The 19,395-nt window shown below is 68.8% G+C and carries 15 protein-coding genes and 1 pseudogene; 3 read left to right on the forward strand and 13 right to left on the reverse strand.

Features of this window, described 5'->3' with window-relative positions; genetic code table 11:
- Positions 1 to 26: 26 nt before the first annotated feature.
- Positions 27 to 2,213, reverse strand: a complete 2,187-nt coding sequence (locus ACFIMZ_RS29745; protein ID WP_431825399.1) for a hypothetical protein — start codon at positions 2,211 to 2,213, stop codon at positions 27 to 29.
- Between the two features lie 426 nt (positions 2,214 to 2,639).
- On the opposite strand from ACFIMZ_RS29745, the gene ACFIMZ_RS29750 reads away from it, so the two are divergent.
- Genes ACFIMZ_RS29750 through ACFIMZ_RS29760 form a run of 3 tightly spaced genes read left to right on the forward strand, consistent with a single transcriptional unit; the run spans position 2,640 to position 5,734 of the window.
- Positions 2,640 to 3,719: an acyltransferase family protein gene (locus tag ACFIMZ_RS29750; protein ID WP_431823039.1), complete on the forward strand. Its 1,080-nt coding sequence runs from the start codon at positions 2,640 to 2,642 to the stop codon at positions 3,717 to 3,719.
- Between the two features lie 31 nt (positions 3,720 to 3,750).
- Positions 3,751 to 4,794 (forward strand): GDP-mannose 4,6-dehydratase, encoded by a 1,044-nt coding sequence (gene gmd / locus ACFIMZ_RS29755; protein WP_431823040.1) that lies wholly within the window; start codon positions 3,751 to 3,753, stop codon positions 4,792 to 4,794.
- Positions 4,781 to 5,734, forward strand: coding sequence for an NAD-dependent epimerase/dehydratase family protein (locus ACFIMZ_RS29760; protein WP_431823041.1), 954 nt, complete (start codon positions 4,781 to 4,783; stop codon positions 5,732 to 5,734). Before gmd ends, ACFIMZ_RS29760 begins: the two co-directional genes overlap by 14 nt.
- A gap of 56 nt (positions 5,735 to 5,790) precedes the next feature.
- On the opposite strand, the gene ACFIMZ_RS29765 is transcribed toward ACFIMZ_RS29760, so the two are convergent.
- The 12 genes and pseudogenes from ACFIMZ_RS29765 to ACFIMZ_RS29820 all read right to left on the reverse strand — a co-directional run bounded on the left by ACFIMZ_RS29765 (position 5,791) and on the right by ACFIMZ_RS29820 (position 19,099).
- Positions 5,791 to 6,981 carry an O-succinylhomoserine sulfhydrylase gene (locus ACFIMZ_RS29765; RefSeq protein ID WP_431823042.1) on the reverse strand — a complete coding sequence of 397 codons (1,191 nt, stop codon included), beginning with the start codon at positions 6,979 to 6,981 and terminating at the stop codon, positions 5,791 to 5,793.
- Positions 6,982 to 7,215: 234 nt separating this feature from the next.
- A complete protein-coding gene (purF, locus tag ACFIMZ_RS29770; protein ID WP_431823043.1) occupies positions 7,216 to 8,751 on the reverse strand; it encodes an amidophosphoribosyltransferase in 1,536 nt (511 codons plus the stop codon).
- Between the two features lie 55 nt (positions 8,752 to 8,806).
- Positions 8,807 to 9,301 carry a CvpA family protein gene (locus ACFIMZ_RS29775; protein ID WP_060233967.1) on the reverse strand — a complete coding sequence of 165 codons (495 nt, stop codon included), beginning with the start codon at positions 9,299 to 9,301 and terminating at the stop codon, positions 8,807 to 8,809.
- 6 nt (positions 9,302 to 9,307) lie between these two features.
- Entirely contained in the window at positions 9,308 to 10,174 is an 867-nt protein-coding gene (locus ACFIMZ_RS29780; protein WP_431823044.1) for an SPOR domain-containing protein, read from the reverse strand.
- 29 nt (positions 10,175 to 10,203) lie between these two features.
- Entirely contained in the window at positions 10,204 to 11,514 is a 1,311-nt protein-coding gene (gene folC, locus ACFIMZ_RS29785) for a bifunctional tetrahydrofolate synthase/dihydrofolate synthase (protein WP_431823045.1), read from the reverse strand.
- Positions 11,515 to 11,615: 101 nt separating this feature from the next.
- Positions 11,616 to 12,488 (reverse strand): acetyl-CoA carboxylase, carboxyltransferase subunit beta, encoded by an 873-nt coding sequence (accD, locus tag ACFIMZ_RS29790; RefSeq protein WP_122949232.1) that lies wholly within the window; start codon positions 12,486 to 12,488, stop codon positions 11,616 to 11,618.
- 76 nt (positions 12,489 to 12,564) lie between these two features.
- Positions 12,565 to 13,380 (reverse strand): tryptophan synthase subunit alpha, encoded by an 816-nt coding sequence (gene trpA / locus ACFIMZ_RS29795; RefSeq protein WP_431823046.1) that lies wholly within the window; start codon positions 13,378 to 13,380, stop codon positions 12,565 to 12,567.
- A gap of 41 nt (positions 13,381 to 13,421) precedes the next feature.
- Positions 13,422 to 14,273 carry a DNA-methyltransferase gene (locus ACFIMZ_RS29800; RefSeq protein WP_431823047.1) on the reverse strand — a complete coding sequence of 284 codons (852 nt, stop codon included), beginning with the start codon at positions 14,271 to 14,273 and terminating at the stop codon, positions 13,422 to 13,424.
- 9 nt (positions 14,274 to 14,282) lie between these two features.
- The gene (gene trpB / locus ACFIMZ_RS29805) at positions 14,283 to 15,476 is read right to left on the reverse strand and encodes a tryptophan synthase subunit beta (protein WP_431823048.1); all 1,194 of its coding nucleotides are present in this window, start codon (positions 15,474 to 15,476) and stop codon (positions 14,283 to 14,285) included.
- Between the two features lie 62 nt (positions 15,477 to 15,538).
- Positions 15,539 to 16,222 (reverse strand): phosphoribosylanthranilate isomerase, encoded by a 684-nt coding sequence (locus ACFIMZ_RS29810; RefSeq protein ID WP_431823049.1) that lies wholly within the window; start codon positions 16,220 to 16,222, stop codon positions 15,539 to 15,541.
- On the reverse strand, positions 16,219 to 17,031 hold the full coding sequence (gene truA / locus ACFIMZ_RS29815; protein ID WP_431823050.1) for a tRNA pseudouridine(38-40) synthase TruA: 813 nt from the start codon (positions 17,029 to 17,031) through the stop codon (positions 16,219 to 16,221). Before truA ends, ACFIMZ_RS29810 begins: the two co-directional genes overlap by 4 nt.
- Positions 17,031 to 19,099 (reverse strand): annotated as a pseudogene (locus ACFIMZ_RS29820) (FimV/HubP family polar landmark protein). The gene truA and the pseudogene ACFIMZ_RS29820 overlap by 1 nt, the downstream one beginning before the upstream one ends.
- Between the last annotated feature and the right edge of the window lie 296 nt (positions 19,100 to 19,395).

The following is a 19,395-nucleotide window of genomic DNA, read 5'->3' on the forward strand; positions in this document are numbered from 1 at the left end:
GCTCGTGCCTTGTGGCCTGCCGTCCGTCACGGTTTCCAGCGATACATCAGCACCTTGCCGCGCGCGTCTTCCTCGACGAACACGAGGTACTCGCCGTTCTCGCGCCGGTACGCGCTGATGCCGAACGGCACGTCGACCCAGCCGGACGCCCGGCCGACCTCCGGCCCCGGGTTCATCACGCCGAGCTCCTTGCCGGATTCCTTGTCGTACACGTGGATCTTGCCGACCGGCTCCACCGCGAAGATGTAGCGGCCCTCGACCGTGATGCTGGCCAGCGTCAGGATCGGCTTCGCGTCCGGCTGCCACGGCAGCGCGATCGTGTAGCGCGCGACCGGCGAGCCGGTCGACCACTTGTCGAAGCGGATCAGCACGCGGCCGACTTCCTTGTTGATGCCGGGCTGCGGCGGCGCGTCGGGCGTGTAGCCGGTCACGTACAGCGTGTCGGTCTGCGGCTCGTAGAGCGCGCGGCGCAGTTGCGTGAACGGCTGCGGCATCGGATAGGTCGTGACCTTGTCGTACGCGTAGACCGGGTTGCCGGCGCGGTCGACACCGCCATAGCGGAACCGGTGGATCCCGCGCACGTCGCTCGTGCGCCAGATGTCGCCCTTCGTGTCGACCCACCAGCCCCAGCCGCCCGCCTTCGCCTTGCCTGTCGTGTTGATGTCGAACTCGTCGACGTCGAAGCGGCCGTTGCCGTTCGCGTCGCGCCACAGCCAGTCGCCGCCCGGCGGCTTGTTCGGCACCTTGTCGACCGGCCGCGCGCGGCCCGCGATCAGACCCGACGGAACCGCGACCTCGCCGTCGCGCTTCGGATCGAAGCGGTAGATCTTCAGGTGATCCGCGTACATGTCGGTCAGGTACAGGAACGTGCGGCCGTCGAGACGGCGCGCCATCGGCGTGCCCGGCCACTGGTCGGTGTGGAACACCGGGTCGTCCGGATACTTGAAGCGGTTCGACAGGAAGCCCGCGTACTTCCATTCCTGGCCGGGCGGCTTCGACAGGTCGAGCTCGAAGCGCTTGTTGCCCGTGTACACGCTGTTCGGCCGCGCGGGGTCCATCCATGCGCCGTCGACGAACAGCAGGCCCTGCACCTGCCAGCGCAGCTTGCCGTCCGGCGCGTAGCTCTCGAGCGTCGCGCCGAGGCCCGCGCCGATCGTGTCGTGACGCGGCCCGATGCCGTTGGTCGCGACGTAGATGTTGCCGGCGCGATCGACGCCGACGCTGGTCAGCCCGTTGAAGCGCTGCGGCCCCGGCCGGCCGGGCACTGCGCCCGAGAAGATGCCGCCGCGCTCGCCGAGCGTGCCGGACAGCGCATAGCCCTTGTCGCCTTTCGCGAAGATCAGGACCTGCTGGCACGGGCCGTTGTCGGCGACGAGCACGCGGCCTTTCGCGTCGACCGCGACGTCGACCGCGTCGGCGTTGTCCGGCAGCGCGGGCGCGTCGTCGATCCTGCGGCCGTCCGCACGCAGGTGCACGAGATGCGCGGGCCCGGTGAGCGTATCGGTCAGCAGCCATACCGTGCCGTCGGCCGCGAGCGCGATCCGGCCCGGCTCGTGCGCACTCCACGCGCCCTTCTTCTGCATCGTCTCGGCGTCGTACACGACGACTTCGTCGTGCGCCGGATTGGTCGCGAACAGCGTCCTGTCGTCGGCCGCGAGACCGCCGACTTCCGCCTTCAGCTCGCCCACGTCTTGCCTCGCGCTGGCCGGCACCTCGTTGAGCATCATGAAGCTCGCGGCCATCCGCGCGCGGCCGGCGTCCGCCCGCCCGCCGGCCGCGACCTGCGGTGCGGCGCGAAACGGCGCGGGCTGCTTCATGTCGCCGATCGCGCGCCGCGAGATGCCGAACCATTGCTTGCCCTTGTCAGGCCAGATGCCGGGCGACACGAGGTGGCCGCGCTCGTTGCCGACGCCGATCGCGACGTACGCATACTTGCCGTTCACCGCGACCGCATTGCCGCCGAGGTTGCCCCAGCCGTGCGTGCCGCCGGCGAAGCCGAGCATCCTGCCGTCCTGGTAGACGCTCGCTTCCGCGCCGCTCTCGTCCCACGGCGCATTCGTATACACCTTGCCGTCAGGCGTCACCGCGATCGCGCGGATGTCGATCTGCGTCCAGGAGCCGTCGCCGTAGCCGAACGTATTGCCGATCCAGGACGTCGTCGCGGGCAGGACCGTTTCAGCCGGCGCGGCCCACGTCAGCCATGCCGCGCACATCGCGATGGCGGCCAGTATCAGACGTTGCAATGCGCTTCTCCACTCGATGCTTCAGCGATCCGGCGTGGCGGCCGCAGGCCGCGCGAATGCCGCATCGCTAAATGGGTTTCAAACGTCGCGATGCAGGTTACAAGCAAAAATAATCACAAGAAATTTGGAAATATTTGGGGATGTTTCTGCGTGAAATATCGAGCCGGAACCCATTCCGAAACACCCGGCGAGGCGGCAAGAACGACCGCCCGACGGGGGTGGAGCTGTAGAAAATGCCGTGCCGGAGCGTCCGGCCCGGGCTTCCGGCCGGAAAATTATCTGCGCGCAATGCGCGTGAAAGGAAATCGGATGGTTTCCATCAACTCAATGACGCGCGTTTTTTTGCCGATTTCTTTTCCCTAGAATCAATTTCGATTCGATATATCACTTAATCGCATGAATGACGTTCACGCATCGATTGCGCGGCGCGCCGCCGACACGCCCGCGCCGCACCACGGCCGCATCGTCCAGCTCGACGGGCTGCGGGCGATCGCGGTGGGCGCGGTGTTCCTGCAGCATTCGCTGAAGGCGCCGCTGTGGATGGGCGTCGACCTGTTCTTCGTGCTGAGCGGCCTGCTGATCACCGGCATCCTGCTCGACCGCAAGGCGCGCGGGCAGTCCTACTTCAGCCATTTCTACGCGCGGCGCGTGCGCCGCATCCTGCCGCCGTACGTGCTGCTGCTGGTCGTCTCGACGCTGCTGTTCGGCGCGAGCTGGCTGCCGCACTGGCCGTGGTTCGCGTTCTTCTCGACCAACGTCGGGCTGTCGCTCGGCAGCATCGGCCACGACAGCCTCAACGTGCTGTGGTCGCTCGCGGTCGAGGAGCAGTTCTACATCTTCTGGCCGTTCGTCGTGCTGTGGTGCTCGGAGCGCGCGCTGCTGTGGATCGCGGCCGCGCTGGTCGTCGCAGCGCCGGTGCTGCGCGCGATCGCGACGCCGTGGTTCGACTCGTTCTGGCCGATCTACTACCTGACGCCGTTCCGCATGGACCTGCTCGCCGCGGGCGCGCTGCTCGCGATCGTGCTGCGCCGCGACCGGCGCGCGCTGGAGCCGTTCTATCCGCTCGCGATCGCCGGTGCGCTCGTGGCGCTCGCGATCCTCGGCTGGCTGCACCTGTCGTTCCCGCGCTTTCGCGCGGCGAACACGCCGCTGTCGAACGCGGCGCTCTACAGCATCTCGCTGCTGCTGTGCACGTCGATCGTCGTGATCGCGCTGCGCGGCCGCGGCCTCGTGCAGCGCGTGCTGACGAACCCCGTGCTCGTCTACGTGGGCACCGTCAGCTACACCGTGTACCTGATCCACCTGAGCGTGCTGTACGCGCTCTGGCCGCTGAACCTGAACCGCTACCTGAGCGCCGTGCTCGCGCTCGCCATCACGCTCGCGTATGCGACCGCGAGCTGGTACGGCTTCGAGCGGCGCCTGACGCGCGGCCCCGCGCGCAGCGCATTGCCGGCGGCGGCACGCACCGCCGCCTGATTTTCTCCATCGTTTCGACTAGGACATCGCCATGAGCCAAACTCGCAAGGCCATCATTACCGGGGTGACGGGGCAAGACGGCGCCTACCTGACCAAGCTGCTGCTCGACAAGGGCTACCAGGTCACGGGCACCTATCGCCGCACCAGCTCGGTCAATTTCTGGCGCATCGCCGAGCTCGGCGTCGACACGCATCCGAACCTCACCCTCGTCGAGCACGACCTGACCGACGCCGGCTCGAGCCTGCGCCTGCTCGAGCGCACGCAGCCGGACGAGCTCTACAACCTGGCCGCGCAGAGCTTCGTCGGCGTGTCGTTCGACCAGCCCTCGACGACCGCCGAGGTGACCGGCCTCGGCACGCTGAACCTGCTCGAGGCAATCCGCGTCGTCACCCCGAGGACGCGCTTCTACCAGGCTTCGACATCCGAAATGTTCGGCAAGGTGCAGGCGATTCCGCAGACGGAAACCACCGCGTTCTACCCGCGCAGCCCGTATGGCGTCGCGAAGCTGTTCGCGCACTGGACGACGGTGAACTACCGCGAGTCGTACGGCCTGTTCGGCAGCAGCGGGATCCTGTTCAACCATGAGTCGCCGCTGCGCGGCCGCGAATTCGTCACGCGCAAGATCACCGACACCGTCGCGAAGATCAAGCTCGGCAAGGCGAAGCGCCTCGAGCTCGGCAACCTCGACGCGAAGCGCGACTGGGGCTTCGCGCTCGAATACGTCGAAGGGATGTGGCGGATGCTGCAGGTCGACGAGCCCGACACCTACGTGCTCGCGACCAACCGCACCGAGACCGTGCGCGACTTCGTGCGGATGGCGTTCGCGGCCGCCGGCTACCAGATCGAATGGACCGGCAAGGGCGAGCAGGAGCGCGGCCTCGACGCGGCGACGGGCGACGTGCTGATCGAGGTGAATCCGAAGTTCTACCGGCCGGCCGAAGTCGACCTGCTGATCGGCTGCGCGGACAAGGCTAAAGCCAAGCTCGGCTGGACGCCGCAGACGACGCTCGAGCAACTTTGCCAGATGATGGTCGAAGCGGATTTGACGCGCAATCGCCACCATGACACATATTGAACGCTCGTCGCGCCGCGCCTTCGTCACGGGCCTGACCGGCTTCACCGGCCGCTACATGGCGGAACGCCTCGAAGCGGCCGGCTACGAGGTGTGGGGCACGACGGCGCCCGGCGCGCCGCGGCCCGACGATCCCGCGCTCGCGAACTGCACGCTGCTGAGCGTCGACCTGCTCGATGCGGACGCGCTGCGCGCCGCGGCCGCCGATGCACGGCCCGACGCGGTCGTGCACCTCGCCGCGCGCGCGCACGTCGCACAGGACGATCCGGCGCAGACGTACCAGGTCAACATCGTCGGCACGCGCAACCTGCTGGCCGCCGTCGCGGGCCTCGACCGCCGCCCGTCCGCGGTGCTGCTCGCGAGCAGCGCGAACATCTATGGCAATGCGACGCCCGGCGTGCTCGACGAGCGCGTCGCGCCCGCGCCCGCGAACGACTACGCGGTCAGCAAGCTCGCGATGGAATATGCGGCGAAACTGTGGCATGACCGGCTGCCGATCGTGATCGCGCGCCCGTTCAACTACACGGGCGTCGGCCAGAGCGAAGCGTACCTGCTGCCGAAGCTCGCCGCGCATTACGCGCGCAACGAACCGCGCATCTCGCTCGGCAATCTCGACGTGAGCCGCGATTTCTCCGACGTGCGCGACGTGACGGCCGCCTACCTGCGGCTGATCGAGGCGGCGCCGGCCGGCGAGACGTTCAACGTCTGCTCGGAGCGCGCGTATTCGCTGAAGGAAGTGCTGGCGATGCTGTCGCGCATCGCGGGCTACGTGATCGACGTAACGGTCGATCCGCGCTTCGTGCGGGACAACGAAGTGAAGAGCCTGAGCGGCTCGCGCGCCAGGCTGCGGCGCGCGGTGGGCGACCTGCCCGTCACGCCGCTCGACGAAACGTTGCGCTGGATGGTGGACGCGATGCGCGGCGCTCAGGCCGCGCCCGCCTGACGCGTTCCGGCGGGTGGCGAGCGTCGGTCGACCGCCCGCCACGCCGCGTGCCACGCTCAGCCTTCCAGGCCGCGCGCGAGGTCGTTGCGCAAGTCCGTCGCGTTCTCGAGACCGACCGCGAGGCGGATCAGCCCTTCGGTGATCCCCGCCGCCGCACGCGCTTCCGGCGTGACGCGGGCGTGCGTGGTGGTCGCCGGATGGGTGATCGTCGTGCGCGTATCGCCGAGGTTGCCGGTGATCGAAATCAGCTTCGTGCCGTCGATCACGCGCCACGCGTTCGCGCGCTGCTGCTCGGGCGTGTCGCCCTTCAGCTCGAACGACACGATCGCGCCGCCCGCCTTCTGCTGGCGCTTCGCGAGTGCGTGCTGCGGATGCGATTCGAGCCCCGGATAGAACACGCGCGCGACAGCCGGATGCGCATCGAGCCAGCGCGCGATCTCCAGCGCGTTCGCCGACTGCCGCTCGACGCGCAGCGACAGCGTTTCCATCCCCTTCAGCAGCACCCACGCATTGAACGCGGACAGCGTCGGCCCTGCGCTGCGCACGAACGGGAACACCTTGCCCATGATGAATTCCTTCGAGCCGACCAGTGCGCCGCCGAGCACGCGGCCCTGGCCGTCGAGGAACTTCGTCGCCGAGTGCATCACGACGTCCGCGCCGAGCTTCAGCGGCTGCTGCAGCACCGGGCTGCAGAAACAGTTGTCGACGACGAACAGCGCGTTCGCGGCCTTCGCGATCTTGCCGATCGCCTCGATGTCGGCCAGCTCGGTCAGCGGGTTCGACGGCGTCTCGAGGAAGAACATCTTCGTTTCCGGACGCACCGCTTCCCGCCATGCGTTCAGGTCGGTCGGATCGACGAAGGTCGTCGTGATGCCGAACTTGCTGAAGATCTGCGAGAACATGCCCAGCGTCGAGCCGAACAGGCTGCGCGAGCTGACGAGGTGGTCGCCCGCCTGCAGCGCGGCCATCACGACCGACATGATCGCGGCCATCCCCGACGCGGTCGCGATGCACGCCTCGCCGCCCTCGAGCGCCGCGAGGCGGTCCTGGAACATCGTCACGGTCGGATTGGTGAAGCGCGAATACGTGAAATAGTCTTCCGAGTTCGCGAAGCGCTCGGCCGCCTCGGCCGCGTTTTTGAAGCAGAAGCTCGATGTGAGGAACAGCGCTTCCGAGTGCTCGTTGAAGTCGCTGCGCAGCGTGCCCGCGCGCACGGCAAGCGTGTCGAAGTTGAGGGAGTCGTCCATGTTCCGTTTTCCGTTTTCGATGTCCGTGCTGCGCCGCACGGACCAGACCAAACAAAAAAGCCCGCTATGCGTCAGCATCAGCGGGCTTCGTGCGGTACGACAGCGGTCGACTCGGGCCGGCTGCCGCCGGCCTTCGCTTTAGCTGTTTTGGGATGAAGCCCCGCGTCCGCAAGCTGAAATCAAATCGACGCAAGGCCACATCGTATCACGCCTCCACGACGGCGTGCAGCAGCGTCACTCGACCGACAGCTGCAGGTTCATCTGCGAGCGCGCGACGCCGTCGCCGCTCGTGTCGCGGTCGGCCTGCGACGCCGGCGCGAGACGCGCGCGCTCGATCGAATCGAGATACTCGGGCGTCACGTTGCCGGTGATGTAGTTGCCGTCGAAGCACGACGCCTCGAAGCGCTCGAGCTTCGGGTTGATGTCGCGCACCGCGCGGCGCAGGTCGTCGACGTCCTGGTAGATCAGGTGGTCGGCGCCGATGATCTTCGCGACTTCGTCGTCGCTGCGGCCGTGCGCGACGAGCTCGCCGCGCGTCGGCATGTCGATGCCGTAGACGTTCGGGAACTTCACCGGCGGCGCCGCCGACGCGAAGATCACCGACTTCGCGCCCGCGTCGCGCGCCATCTGCACGATTTCGTGCGACGTCGTGCCGCGCACGATCGAGTCGTCGACGATCAGCACGTGCTTGTCCTTGAACTCGATGCTCATCGCGTTCAGCTTCTGGCGCACCGACTTCTTGCGCACCGCCTGGCCCGGCATGATGAACGTGCGGCCGACATAGCGGTTCTTGAAGAAGCCTTCGCGATACTCGACGCCGAGCTTCGCGGCGACCTGCATCGCGGCCGGCCGCGACGAATCGGGAATCGGCATCACGACGTCGATCGGCACGTTCGGCAGCTCGCGCTTGATCTTCTCGGCCAGATAGTCGCCCATGCGCAGGCGCACGTTGTACACCGGCACGCCGTCGAGGCACGAATCCGGACGCGCGAGGTACACGTACTCGAACATGCACGGGTTGAGCGTCGGCGCGTCCGCGCATTGCTGGCTGTGGAAGTTGCCGGCCTGGTCGATGAAGATCGCCTCGCCCGGCTGCACGTCGCGAACGAATTCGAAGCCGATGCCTTCGACCGCGACCGATTCCGACGCGAGCATCCATTCGGTGCCGTGCTCGGTTTCCAGCTTGCCGATGCAGAGCGGACGGATGCCGAACGGATCGCGGAATGCGAGCAGGCCGTAGCCGGCGATCAGCGACACGATCGCGTACGAGCCCTGCAGGCGGCGATGGACGCCCTCGACCGCCTTGAACACCGCGGCCGGATCGAGCTCGAGGCCCGTCGTCGACAGCTGCAGCTCGTGCGCGAACACGTTCAGCAGCACCTCGCTGTCGGAATTGGTGTTGAGGTGCCGGCGGTCGATCCGGAACATCTCGTCCTTGAGCTGCTGCCAGTTCGTCAGGTTGCCGTTGTGCGCGAGGATGATCCCGAACGGCGCGTTCACGTAGAACGGCTGCGCCTCCGCCTCGCTCGACGCGGAACCGGCGGTCGGATAGCGGACCTGGCCGATGCCGTACGTGCCGGGCAGGCTGCGCATGTTGCGCGTGCGGAACACGTCGCGCACCATGCCGTTCGCCTTGTACATGTGGAAATTGCTGCCGTCCGCCGTCGCGATGCCCGCCGCGTCCTGACCGCGGTGCTGCAGCAGCAGCAGGCTGTCATAGATCAGCTGATTGACCGGGGATTGGGAGATAACGCCTACGATGCCGCACATGGCATGTCCTTCTGAGAATACAAAAACGGTTCCGTCCTGCCCGGCCGCGCGGTCATCACACGCGCACGTACTGGGCCATGCCGTCGGGCAGGAGCGATTTCAGCTCGTGCACGCCCTCTTCGGCCAGCGGACGCAAAAGCGCATTGCGCCAGAATTCCTGTTTGGGCAACTCGGTCAGCCCGGCCGCGGCGACCAGCAGCACCACCAGCACGCCGCCGCGCACGAGCCCGAACATCATGCCGAGCGACCGGTCGACGCCGCCGAGGCCCGACACCTGCGCGATCCGCGACAGCAGCGCGTTCGCGACGCCGGCGACGAACACGACGCCGATCACGAGCAGCGCGAACGCGAGCACCCACTGCGTCAGCGCGCCGCCCGGCCAGGTTGCCGGGATATACGGCACCACGAGCCCGACGTAGCGACTGGCGATCACGATCGCCGCGATCCAGCCGATCAGCCCGAAAATCTCCGAAACGAAGCCGCGCCACGCACCACGCAGCGCAGACAACGCGATCACCGCCAATACAGCGTAGTCGAAAGCCGTCAGCATCGCGCGTTACTGGGTCAACCCGGCTTCGCGCACTTTCGCGATCGCCGCGGAGGCCGCCCCGCGATCCGCGAACGGGCCGGCACGCAACAGTGTAGCCGTGCTGCCGTCCGCCTGCTTGCGGTGCTCGACATATGCGGGCACGCCCGCCGATTTCAATTTGGTCGCCCACGAGCGGGCCGTCGCGTCGTCCTTGAACGCGCCGAGCTGCACCGCGAACCGCGCGCCGGCCGGCGACGACGGCGTCGCCGCGTCGCCGCCGTCCGTGCCGGCGGCATCGGCGTTCGCGACGGCCGCGGGCGCGGGCTTCGGCGCGGCCGGCTTGACCGGTTTGGTCGGAGCGGGCGCGGCCGGCGCCGGAGCGGGCTTCGGCGCGACGCTTGCGGTCGTGGCGGTGTCGGGTTTCGCCGCCGGCTTGGCGGCATTCTTCGCGACGTCCGTCGCCGCGGGCGCCGGCGCGGCGGCAATGGCCGCAGCGGCCGTCTCGGACGCGGGCGGCTCGTCGTGCGCGACGCCTGCCTGCACGTCGGACGCATCCTCGTCGCGCGACGGGGCCGCATGGTGCGCGGGGCGGTTGGGAATGTCGATCGCGATGTCGTCGGTCACCGGCTTCGGGTGCGAATCGAGCACCATCGGCAGCACGATGACGGCGGCCACCACGAGCGCGATCGCGCCGACGAGGCGGCGGCGCGCGCGTTGCTTTTCTGGAAGGGTCGGATCGAGGAGCAGTGCGTCCGATTCCGGACGCTCGGTGCGGCGCGAGCGCCGCTCGACGCGTTCAGTGCGCTCGCTACGCACGTTCCGGGAGGTCCCGGTACGACCGCCGCGCCGGGTGGGCGCGTCGTCGTCTTTCTTGCCGAACGAGAAAATTCCCATGAATGGCTGAGTCCGAAACTGCCCGTCAGTCAGTGTTGCTGCGATTTACGATAGGCCATCACGCCAGCTACCGTATGGAAACTGCCGAAAACCACGATTCTATCATTCTCCGATGCTCTTTTTAGTGCATCGCGAAACGCATCGGCCGGCGACGCGTAGCGCGTGACGCTCGAATCCGGGCCGTCCTCGACGCCCGCGTGGCGCAAAGCGGCTTCGAGCTGCGCGGCGCTCGCCGCGCGCGGCAGCGGCAGGTCGGTCACGCACCAGTGGTCGATCTCGCCCTTCAGGTGCCGCAGCACGCCGTCGATGTCCTTGTCGTGCATCGCGCCGAACACCGCGTACGTGTACGGGAAGAAGCCCATGTTGCCGAGATTCTGCGCGAGCACGGCCGAGGCATGCGGATTGTGCGCGACGTCGAGCACGATCGCCGGCTTGCCCGGCAGCACCTGGAAGCGCCCCGGCAGCTCGACGTTCGCGAGCCCGAGCCGGATGTCCTGCGCGGACACCGGCAGCACCGCGCGCAGCGATTCGAGCGCGGCGAGCGCCGCCGACGCATTGATCAGCTGGTTCGCGCCGCGCAGCGCAGGGTACGCAAGCGCCGGATAGCGCTTGTCGCGGCCGAGGTAGCTCCACTGCTGGCGCTCCGCGCCGGGTTGCGCCTCGCAGCGGAAATCGCGGCCGACGAGCCACAGGTCCGCGCCGATCGCTTCCGCGTGGTCGATCAGCGTCTGCGGCGCGGCCGGGTCGCCGCAGATCGCCGGCTTGCCCGGCCGGAAGATCCCGGCCTTCTCGAACGCGATCTGCTCGCGCGTGTCGCCGAGGTATTCGGTGTGGTCGATGTCGATGCTGGTGACGATCGCGCAGTCGGTATCGATGATGTTGACCGCGTCGAGCCGGCCGCCGAGGCCGACTTCGAGGATCACCGCGTCGAGCCCGCGCGCGGCGAACAGGTGCAGGATCGCGAGGGTCGTGAATTCGAAGTACGTGAGCGACACCGGCTCCGGCAGCGACGTGCGCGCGGCCTCGACGGCCTCGAAGTGCGGCAGCAGCGCGTCGTCGGCGACCGTCTCGCCGTTCACCCTCGCCCGCTCGTTGAACGCGAGCAGGTGCGGCGACGTGTGGCAGCCGACCTTGTAGCCGGCGCGCACGAGGATCGTCTCGAGGAACGCGCAGGTCGAGCCCTTGCCGTTGGTGCCGCCGACCGTGATCACCGGGCACGCGAATTCGAGCCCGAGCGCCGCCTTGACCTGGCCGATGCGGGTGAGGCCCATGTCGATGCCGACCGGGTGCGCGCGCTCGAGATGCGAAAGCCACGCGTCGAGAGTGGGAAAAGTGCTCATCGGATCAAATCTGAATCGGTACCGCCACTACGCAAAAAAACGAAGCGCGCCGCCTGGCGATCGAGCCAGGCGACGCGCGCGGTTCACACCTTCGGCGCCGATCAGGCCAGCGCGTCGGCCGGCTGGCGCTGCAGCAGCGCGAGCAGCTGCGCGATCTCGTCGCGCAGCTTGCGACGGTCGACGATCATGTCGATCGCGCCCGTCTTCAGCAGGAATTCCGCGCGCTGGAAGCCTTCCGGCAGCTTCTCGCGCACCGTCTGCTCGATCACGCGCGGGCCGGCGAAGCCGATCAGCGCCTTCGGCTCGGCGATCACGACGTCGCCGAGGAACGCGAAGCTCGCCGACACGCCGCCCATCGTCGGATCGGTCAGCACCGAAATGAACGGCAGCTTCGCTTCCGCGAGCTTGGTCAGCATCGCGGTGGTCTTCGCCATCTGCATCAGCGACAGCAGGCTTTCCTGCATCCGCGCGCCGCCCGAAGCGGTGAAGCAGATGAACGGCACCTGCTGCTCGAGTGCGTTCTGCGCGCCGCGCGCGAAGCGCTCGCCGACCACCGAACCCATCGAGCCGCCCATGAACGAGAACTCGAAGCACGCGGCGACGACCGGCAGCGTGTGGATCGCGCCGCCCATCACGACCATCGCGTCGGTCTCGCCGGTGTCTTCCATCGCTTCCTTCAGACGATCCGGATACTTGCGGCTGTCCTTGAACTTCAGCGTGTCGACCGGCACGATCTCCTGGCCGATCTCGTAGCGGCCTTCCGGATCGAGCAGCCCGTCGAGGCGCTCGCGCGCGCCGATCCTCATGTGGTGATCGCACTTCGGGCACACGTGCAGGTTCGCGTCCACGTCGTTGCGGTACAGCACGGCCTCGCAGGACGGGCACTTGACCCACAGGCCTTCCGGAATGCCCTTGCGGCTTTTCGGGTCGGTCTGCTTGATCTTCGGCGGCAACAGTTTGTCGAGCCAGCTCATCGTTTGGTTTCCTGTTCCGTGGCAGGCCGGGCAACATGCACCCGGACCCGCCTTCCTAAGTTGCTAGGTTGTTTACTTACGCGGCCGTCCTGCCCGCGCCGTCCAGCGCGGCGCGCACCTCGGCGACGAACGCCTTCAGCGCGGCGACGGCGCTGTCCGGCGCGGCGCTCTCGAGGAGCTGCACCAGACGGCTGCCGATCACGACGGCGTCCGACACTTCGGCCACCGCGCGCGCCGTTTCGGCGTCGCGGATGCCGAAGCCGACGCCCACCGGAACCGGCACACGCGACTTGATGGCCGGGATTTTACCCGCAATGCTCGAAACATCCAGATTTCCGGCGCCGGTCACGCCCTTCAGCGACACGTAATACACGTAGCCGCTCGCGATCTTGCCGACATCCGCGATGCGCTCGTCGGTCGACGTCGGCGCGAGCAGGAAGATCGGATCGATCTGCGCGGCGCGCATTTTTTCCGCGAACACGCGCGCCTCTTCCGGCGGATAGTCGACGACGAGCACGCCGTCGACCCCGGCCGCATGCGCGTGCTCGGCGAACGCGTCGACGCCCATCCGCTCGATCGGGTTCGCATAGCCCATCAGCACGACGGGGGTTTTCTGGTTGGTCACGCGGAAGCGCTTCACGTCGGCGAGCACGCTCTTCAACGTGACGCCGCGTTCGAGCGCGCGCTCCGACGAGCGCTGGATCACGGGGCCGTCGGCCATCGGGTCCGAGAACGGCACGCCGAGCTCGATCACGTCCGCGCCGCCTTCGGCGAGCGCGTGCATGAAGTCGACGGTCTTCGCGGGGTCCGGATCACCCGCGGTGATGAACGGGATCAGGCCCTTGCGGCCTTGTTCGGCGAGCGCGGCGAAGGTCTGCTGGATACGGGACATGGCAATTTTCCTGAATGCGTTCGGCGAAGCGGCGGCGCGGTTCACGCGCACGCCTGCGCGTCGAGCGCGGCAATGCGCTCGTGCGCGATCGCGCAATAACTTTCGTTGATCTCGTAGCCGACGAAGTCGCGCCCCTGCCGTGCGCAGGCCACCGCGGTCGTGCCGCTGCCCATGAACGGATCGAGCACGCGGCCGCCCGGCGGGCAACTCGCGAGCACCATCCGCTCGATGATTTCCAGCGGCTTCTGGGTCGGATGATCGACGCGCTCCGCGTGCTGCCGGTGCAGGCGCGAGACCGACCAGACGTCCTTCGGGTTGTAGCCCATCTCCAGCCACTTGCTGCCTTCGAACAGCTTGCGCGAGCGGGCCTTCTTCGTGTCGGCGTCGTACGGGATGCGGACCGGATCGAGATCGAAGTAATACGCCTTGGACACCGCGAAAAAGCCGATGTTGTCGTGCACCGACGTGAAGCGGCGCGTCGTGCCGCCCATGCTCGGCACGCGCCGGTCCCAGATGATCTCGTTGATCATCGTGAGCTTCGTCTTCAGGAAGCTGAAGATCTCCGGCGCGTACTGCCACGTGCAGAACACGTACATCGACCCGGTCGGCTTGAGCTTCGGAATCGCCAGCTCCAGCCATGCAAGCGTCCACGCAAGGTGGTCGTCGCCCGAACGCTTGTCCGAGTCGTTGCCGTAGTCCTTGCCGAGCCCGTACGGCGGATCGGCGACGATCAGGTCGATCGACGCGTCCGGCAGGCGCGCGGCTTCGGTCATGAAATCGCGGTTGTGCAATTCGATGCCGGCGCGCAGCGCGCGCGGCGTCGCGACGGCGGCTTGCACCGCCTCCGCTCCGCTCGCGGCGCCGCCCGCCGGCTCTTCGATCAGGTCACGCATCGGTCGGGGTCAGAGCGAGATGCCCGATCGCTCGGCGACCGTGTGCATGTCCTTGTCGCCGCGGCCCGACAGGTTGACGAGCAGGATCTTGTCCTTCGGCAGCGTCGGCGCGAGCTTCACGCCATATGCGATCGCGTGGCTCGATTCGAGCGCCGGGATGATCCCCTCGATCCGGCAGCAGTCGTGGAACGCCTTCAGCGCTTCCTCGTCGGTGATGCCGACGTACTGCGCGCGGCCGCTGTCCTTCAGCCAGGCGTGCTCGGGGCCGACGCCCGGGTAGTCGAGGCCCGCCGACACCGAATGCGTCTCGATGATCTGGCCGTTGTCGTCCTGCAGCAGGTACGTGCGGTTGCCGTGCAGCACGCCCGGGCTGCCGGCGATCAGCGATGCCGCGTGACGGCCCGTGTCGAGCCCGTCGCCCGCCGCCTCGACGCCGATCAGCTGCACCGACGCGTCGTCGATGTACGGGTAGAAGATGCCCATCGCGTTCGAGCCGCCGCCGACGCAGGCAATCACCGCGTCCGGCTGCCGGCCCGCGAGCTCGGGCATCTGCACCTTGCACTCGTCGCCGATCACGCGCTGGAAGTCGCGCACCATCATCGGGTACGGGTGCGGGCCCGCGACCGTGCCGATGATGTAGAACGTGTTCTCGATGTTCGTGACCCAGTCGCGCATCGCTTCGTTCAGCGCGTCCTTCAGCGTGCGCGAGCCCGATTCGACCGGCACGACCGTAGCGCCAAGCAGCTTCATCCGGTAGACGTTCGCGGCCTGGCGGCGCACGTCCTCGGCGCCCATGTAGACGACGCACTCCATCCCGAAGCGCGCGCAGATCGTCGCGGTCGCGACGCCATGCTGGCCGGCGCCCGTCTCGGCGATCACGCGCTTCTTGCCCATCCGCTTCGCGAGCAGCGCCTGGCCGATCACGTTGTTGATCTTGTGCGCGCCGGTGTGGTTCAGGTCTTCGCGCTTCAGGTAGATCTGCGCGCCGCCGAGCGTGTCGCTCCAGCGCTGCGCGTGATAGATCGGCGACGGACGGCCGACGAAGTGCTTCAGCTCGCGCTCGAATTCGGCGACGAAGTCGGGATCGTGCTGGAATTTCTCATACGCCGCGCGCAGTTCGTCCAGCGCGTGAATCAGCGTCTCGGCGACGAACACGCCGCCATACGGGCCGAAGTGGCCTCGATCGTCAGGAAGGTTGTACATGGTGTCACTCTCGATCGGTCGGTGCGCGCCCCGGTTCCCGGGGGCCGCTGCACCGGCATGCATCACCCGGCGTCCGCTTCGCGCACCGCGCGCACGAACGCCGCCATCCGGGCGTGATCCTTCACGCCCTTTGCGCCCTCCACTTCGATGCCGCTCGAGACATCGACAGCGAAAGGACGCAGCTGGCGGATCGCGTCACCGACGTTTTGCGCGTTCAAGCCACCACTCAAAACGGCCCGACGCGCGAGCTCTGCGGGAATAAGTGACCAATCGAAGACCTTGCCGCTGCCGCCGTAGTCCGGCACGAGGGTGTCGAACAGGAGGCCGCGCGCTTTCGAATAATGAAGTGCCGATTCTACCAAATCGGCCGTCTGCGTCGAGGGGCCGACGCGCACCGCGCGCAGCCACGGCAGCCGCGCCGCGCGGCCGAGCGCGTCGCACTGCTCCGGCGTTTCGTCGCCGTGGAACTGCAAGAGCGTCAGCGGCACGTCGCGCACCACCGCCTCGATCTCGGCGGCCGTCGCGTTCACGAACAGGCCGACGACCGACACGAACGGCGGCGCGAGGCGCGCAAGTTCCGCCGCCTGCGCGATCGTCACCGCACGCGGGCTCTTCGGGTAGAACACGAGGCCGATCGCATCGGCGCCGAGCGCCGCCGCGTGCAGCACGTCGTCGGGCCGCGACAGGCCGCACAGCTTGATGCGCGTGCGCGGCGGCGCGGGGGAAATGGGGGCGTGGTCCGTCATGTTTGTGGATCCAGGTCAGCCCAGACGCCGCTCCACGGCACGCTGCCGAGCTGCGCGGACGGGACGGCGAATTCCGCCGGGTAGCCGACGTGGGCGAGATACAGCCCGTCGGCCATGAACGTGGGCGCCGCGCGGTTGCGGTCGCGCCCGGCCAGCACGTCCGCGATCCATTCGGCCGGATAGCGGCCGCGGCCGACCGCGACGAGGCAGCCCATCAGGTTGCGCACCATGTGGTGCAGGAACGCGTTGGCCCGGAACCGGAAATGCAGGAAGTGGCCGGCGCGCCGGATGTCGATCTGGTACAGGTGTTTGACCGGCGTCTTCGACTGGCATTCCGACGACCGGAACGCCGAGAAGTCGTGCTCGCCGATCAGGTGCGCCGCGGCCGCGCGCATCGCGTCGTCGTCGAGCGGCGTGTGGATCCAGCCGGCGCGAGCGTCGAGCATCGGCGAGCGCACGGGATGCACGTACAGCACGTAGTAGTAGGTACGCTCGAACGCCGAGAAGCGCGCGTGGAACGCGTCCGGCATCGGCTTCGCCCACTGCACCGCGACCGTCGACGGCAGGAACGCGTTGGTGCCGCGGACCCACGAGAAGTCGGTGCGGTCCAGTTCGGTATCGAAGTGCACGACCTGCCCGAGGCCGTGCACGCCGGTGTCGGTCCGCCCTGCCACCGTCGTATGCAGCGGCGTCTGCGCGAACTCGGCCAGCGCGCGCTCGAGCGCGTCCTGCACGGTCGTGCCGTGCGGCTGCGACTGCCAGCCGCAAAACGCCGCGCCGTCGTATTGGATCCCCAGCGCGATCCGCATCACGCCTCGTCCGCCAGTTTCGCCAGCAGCGCGCGCGCGTCGTCGCGCGTCGCGGCGTCGTTCGCGTCGACCACTTCCTGCAGCAGCGTCCGTGCGCCGGCCAGATCGCCCAGCTCGACATACTCGCCGGCGAGTTCGAGCTTGTTGCGCGCGATGCGCGCCAGCTCGGCCGGCGTGAGCGCCGGCAGCGCCGCGCCGGGCGCGGCCGGCAGGTCGAGATCGAAATCGAGCTTCAGCGCGCCGAACTGTGCGCCGCCGAGCGGCGCAAACGCGGGGGCCGAGGATGTCGCGCCCGACCGGCCGTGCAGGGTCGCGCCGCCATCCCATTCCGGCTCCTCTTCCTGCTCGGCAACGTGTTCCGGGGTCGGATCCGCAGCGGCAACGGGCGGGTGCAAGGCGGATTGACCGTTAGTTGCGCTTTTGTCGTCGACAAAAAGCCCTGCCGCCGGGGCCGTTTCGGGCGTCGACAGCGACGCTTCGTCCGACACGCGCGGCGGCAGCGGCATGTCGAGACTGCCGAGCGCGGTGATCGCGTTCTGCATCAGCGCTTGCTGCATGTCCGCCGCCGGGGCGGCCGGCGCGTCAGCCGGTGCGTGGCCAGGCGCTTCGATCGGCTTGTCGGCTGGCGCGTTGGCCGGGGCATCGACCAGGGCATCGGTCGGCTGCTTGTCGTGGACGGCGTCCGCCGCTTCCGCCACCTCGCCCGCATCGTGCGCGCGCGGCGTGGAATCGGCATGGACAGGCTCGGCGAACGGCGGCGCCACCTGCGTGTCGTGGGATTCGTGGACTTCGTGCGCCTCCACCGCCGCCGCAGTCGCGGCCGCCAGATGCACGTCGGCCGCCGCATCGCGCGACACCGGCGTCTCGGGCTGGATCGGCAACTCCTCCGCGACCGACGGCTTGACGTCGTCGGCGCCGGAAGCCGCCTCGGCGGCGTCGCGCCGCGCATTGCGGCGCTTGCGCCACATGAAACCGGCCACCAGCAGCGCCGCTGCCGCGCCGGCCGCGGAAACCGGGCGCCAGTCGACCTGCCCGGCCGCGCCGGTCGTCGTCGCCGGCGCCACCGGACGCGCCGGCGGCGTCTGCGGTTGCGCCGCGCTTGCTGCGCCGCCGGTCGCCGCGGCCTCGCCGGCCCCCGGCGCAGCGGCGGACGCGCCTGCGTCGCTGGCCGCCGGACGCGGCGCGGACGGCGCCAGCGGGCGCCCCGCCTCGGCCGCCGCGCCGGTGGTCGCGGCCGGCTTGCCGATGCCGTGTTTCTGCAGTTCCATCAGCACGCGGTTCTTCAGTGCGAGCAACTGCTGCAGACTGGACGGACGCGCCTGCGACGCGGCCGCCACCGGCGCCGCGCCCGGGGCGGCATGCGAGCCGGCCGCCGGAACGCCCGGCGTCGACGGCGCAACCGCTTCGCTGGCGGACGGCGGCGCGGCCTGGATCGAGCCGCTCCACACGTGCGGCCCGCTCGCGCCGGCCTGCTGCGACGCCGGCTCGGCGCCGGGCCCGACGCGCCGTGCGCGGCGGACGCACCGACGGCGGCCGACGCGCCTGCCGTTGCTGCCGCCGCATGCGCGTCGCTAGGCTGCGCCGGATGAGCGGCGGATGCCGCGGGCGCGCCCTGCGCCGCCGACGCCGCATGCGCCGTCGAGGCAGGATGCGTCGCGGACGCCGCGCCGGCAGACGCGGCCGTCGCCACGGAAGCCGCCGACGCGCCGGACGCGCTCGCCGCGCCCGTCGCATCGAGCGCAGGCACCGTCAGCGTCGCGCCGAGCTTCAGGCGGCTCGGATCGCGTTTCATGAACGCCTGCGGATTCGCGTCGAACAGCGCGCGCCCGGCCCGGGCGATCACGCCGGGATCGTGCGACTGCGTGGCCGCAATCGCGATGTCGTTGAGGGACTGGCCCGGCTGGACCGTGATCGTGAGCGGCGCGGCAGCGCCGCCGGCGGTCGCCGCGGCGTCGCTGGCGCCGGCCGCCCAGACCGGCGCGACGGCGCCAAGCGCGAGGATTGCCAGCGCGCCGCACACGGCGCGCGACAGACGGGACTGACGCGGAAACAAGGAAATTCGGGACATCGTTGGCTCTATCGCCACGCTGGCGCGCGGCTCGGATTCGCGTTTGGAAGCGTCAAAAAAGTCGCCGCAGAAATGCAAAAGCGCCGCGCAGAACGCGACGCTTTCCGCTGGTCTGCGCGTCGTAACCGCGTAGTTTACTTCACGCGCCGGGATTCGGGCCGAATTCGTCCCCGGTTGCCGCGCACCGGCCCGCACGTGCGCGGCGTTTCTGGCGGCGCCGGACACGGTCCGGCGGCGCAATCGAGGCCGCCCCGCGTGCCTGCGAAGTCATCGTCCGCTCCGCCAGGGCCTCCTCC

This window comes from Burkholderia sp. F1 (assembly GCF_050813845.1).
GTDB classification, from domain to species: Bacteria; Pseudomonadota; Gammaproteobacteria; order Burkholderiales; family Burkholderiaceae; genus Burkholderia; species Burkholderia ubonensis.

Excerpts from the sequence above, each read along its gene's own strand:
- ACFIMZ_RS29780 (WP_431823044.1), bottom strand. The coding sequence starts at position 10,174 with ATGGGAATTTTCTCGTTCGGCAAGAAAGACGACGACGCGCCCACCCGG.
- ACFIMZ_RS29775 (WP_060233967.1), bottom strand. The coding sequence starts at position 9,301 with ATGCTGACGGCTTTCGACTACGCTGTATTGGCGGTGATCGCGTTGTCT.
- trpB (WP_431823048.1), bottom strand. The coding sequence starts at position 15,476 with ATGTACAACCTTCCTGACGATCGAGGCCACTTCGGCCCGTATGGCGGC.
- trpA (WP_431823046.1), bottom strand. The coding sequence starts at position 13,380 with ATGTCCCGTATCCAGCAGACCTTCGCCGCGCTCGCCGAACAAGGCCGC.
- ACFIMZ_RS29760 (WP_431823041.1), top strand. The coding sequence starts at position 4,781 with ATGACACATATTGAACGCTCGTCGCGCCGCGCCTTCGTCACGGGCCTG.
- folC (WP_431823045.1), bottom strand. The coding sequence starts at position 11,514 with ATGAGCACTTTTCCCACTCTCGACGCGTGGCTTTCGCATCTCGAGCGC.
- ACFIMZ_RS29810 (WP_431823049.1), bottom strand. The coding sequence starts at position 16,222 with ATGACGGACCACGCCCCCATTTCCCCCGCGCCGCCGCGCACGCGCATC.
- ACFIMZ_RS29750 (WP_431823039.1), top strand. The coding sequence starts at position 2,640 with ATGAATGACGTTCACGCATCGATTGCGCGGCGCGCCGCCGACACGCCC.
- accD (WP_122949232.1), bottom strand. The coding sequence starts at position 12,488 with ATGAGCTGGCTCGACAAACTGTTGCCGCCGAAGATCAAGCAGACCGAC.
- ACFIMZ_RS29800 (WP_431823047.1), bottom strand. The coding sequence starts at position 14,273 with ATGCGTGACCTGATCGAAGAGCCGGCGGGCGGCGCCGCGAGCGGAGCG.
- truA (WP_431823050.1), bottom strand. The coding sequence starts at position 17,031 with ATGCGGATCGCGCTGGGGATCCAATACGACGGCGCGGCGTTTTGCGGC.
- ACFIMZ_RS29765 (WP_431823042.1), bottom strand. The coding sequence starts at position 6,981 with ATGGACGACTCCCTCAACTTCGACACGCTTGCCGTGCGCGCGGGCACG.
- gmd (WP_431823040.1), top strand. The coding sequence starts at position 3,751 with ATGAGCCAAACTCGCAAGGCCATCATTACCGGGGTGACGGGGCAAGAC.
- purF (WP_431823043.1), bottom strand. The coding sequence starts at position 8,751 with ATGTGCGGCATCGTAGGCGTTATCTCCCAATCCCCGGTCAATCAGCTG.
- ACFIMZ_RS29745 (WP_431825399.1), bottom strand. The coding sequence starts at position 2,213 with ATGTGCGCGGCATGGCTGACGTGGGCCGCGCCGGCTGAAACGGTCCTG.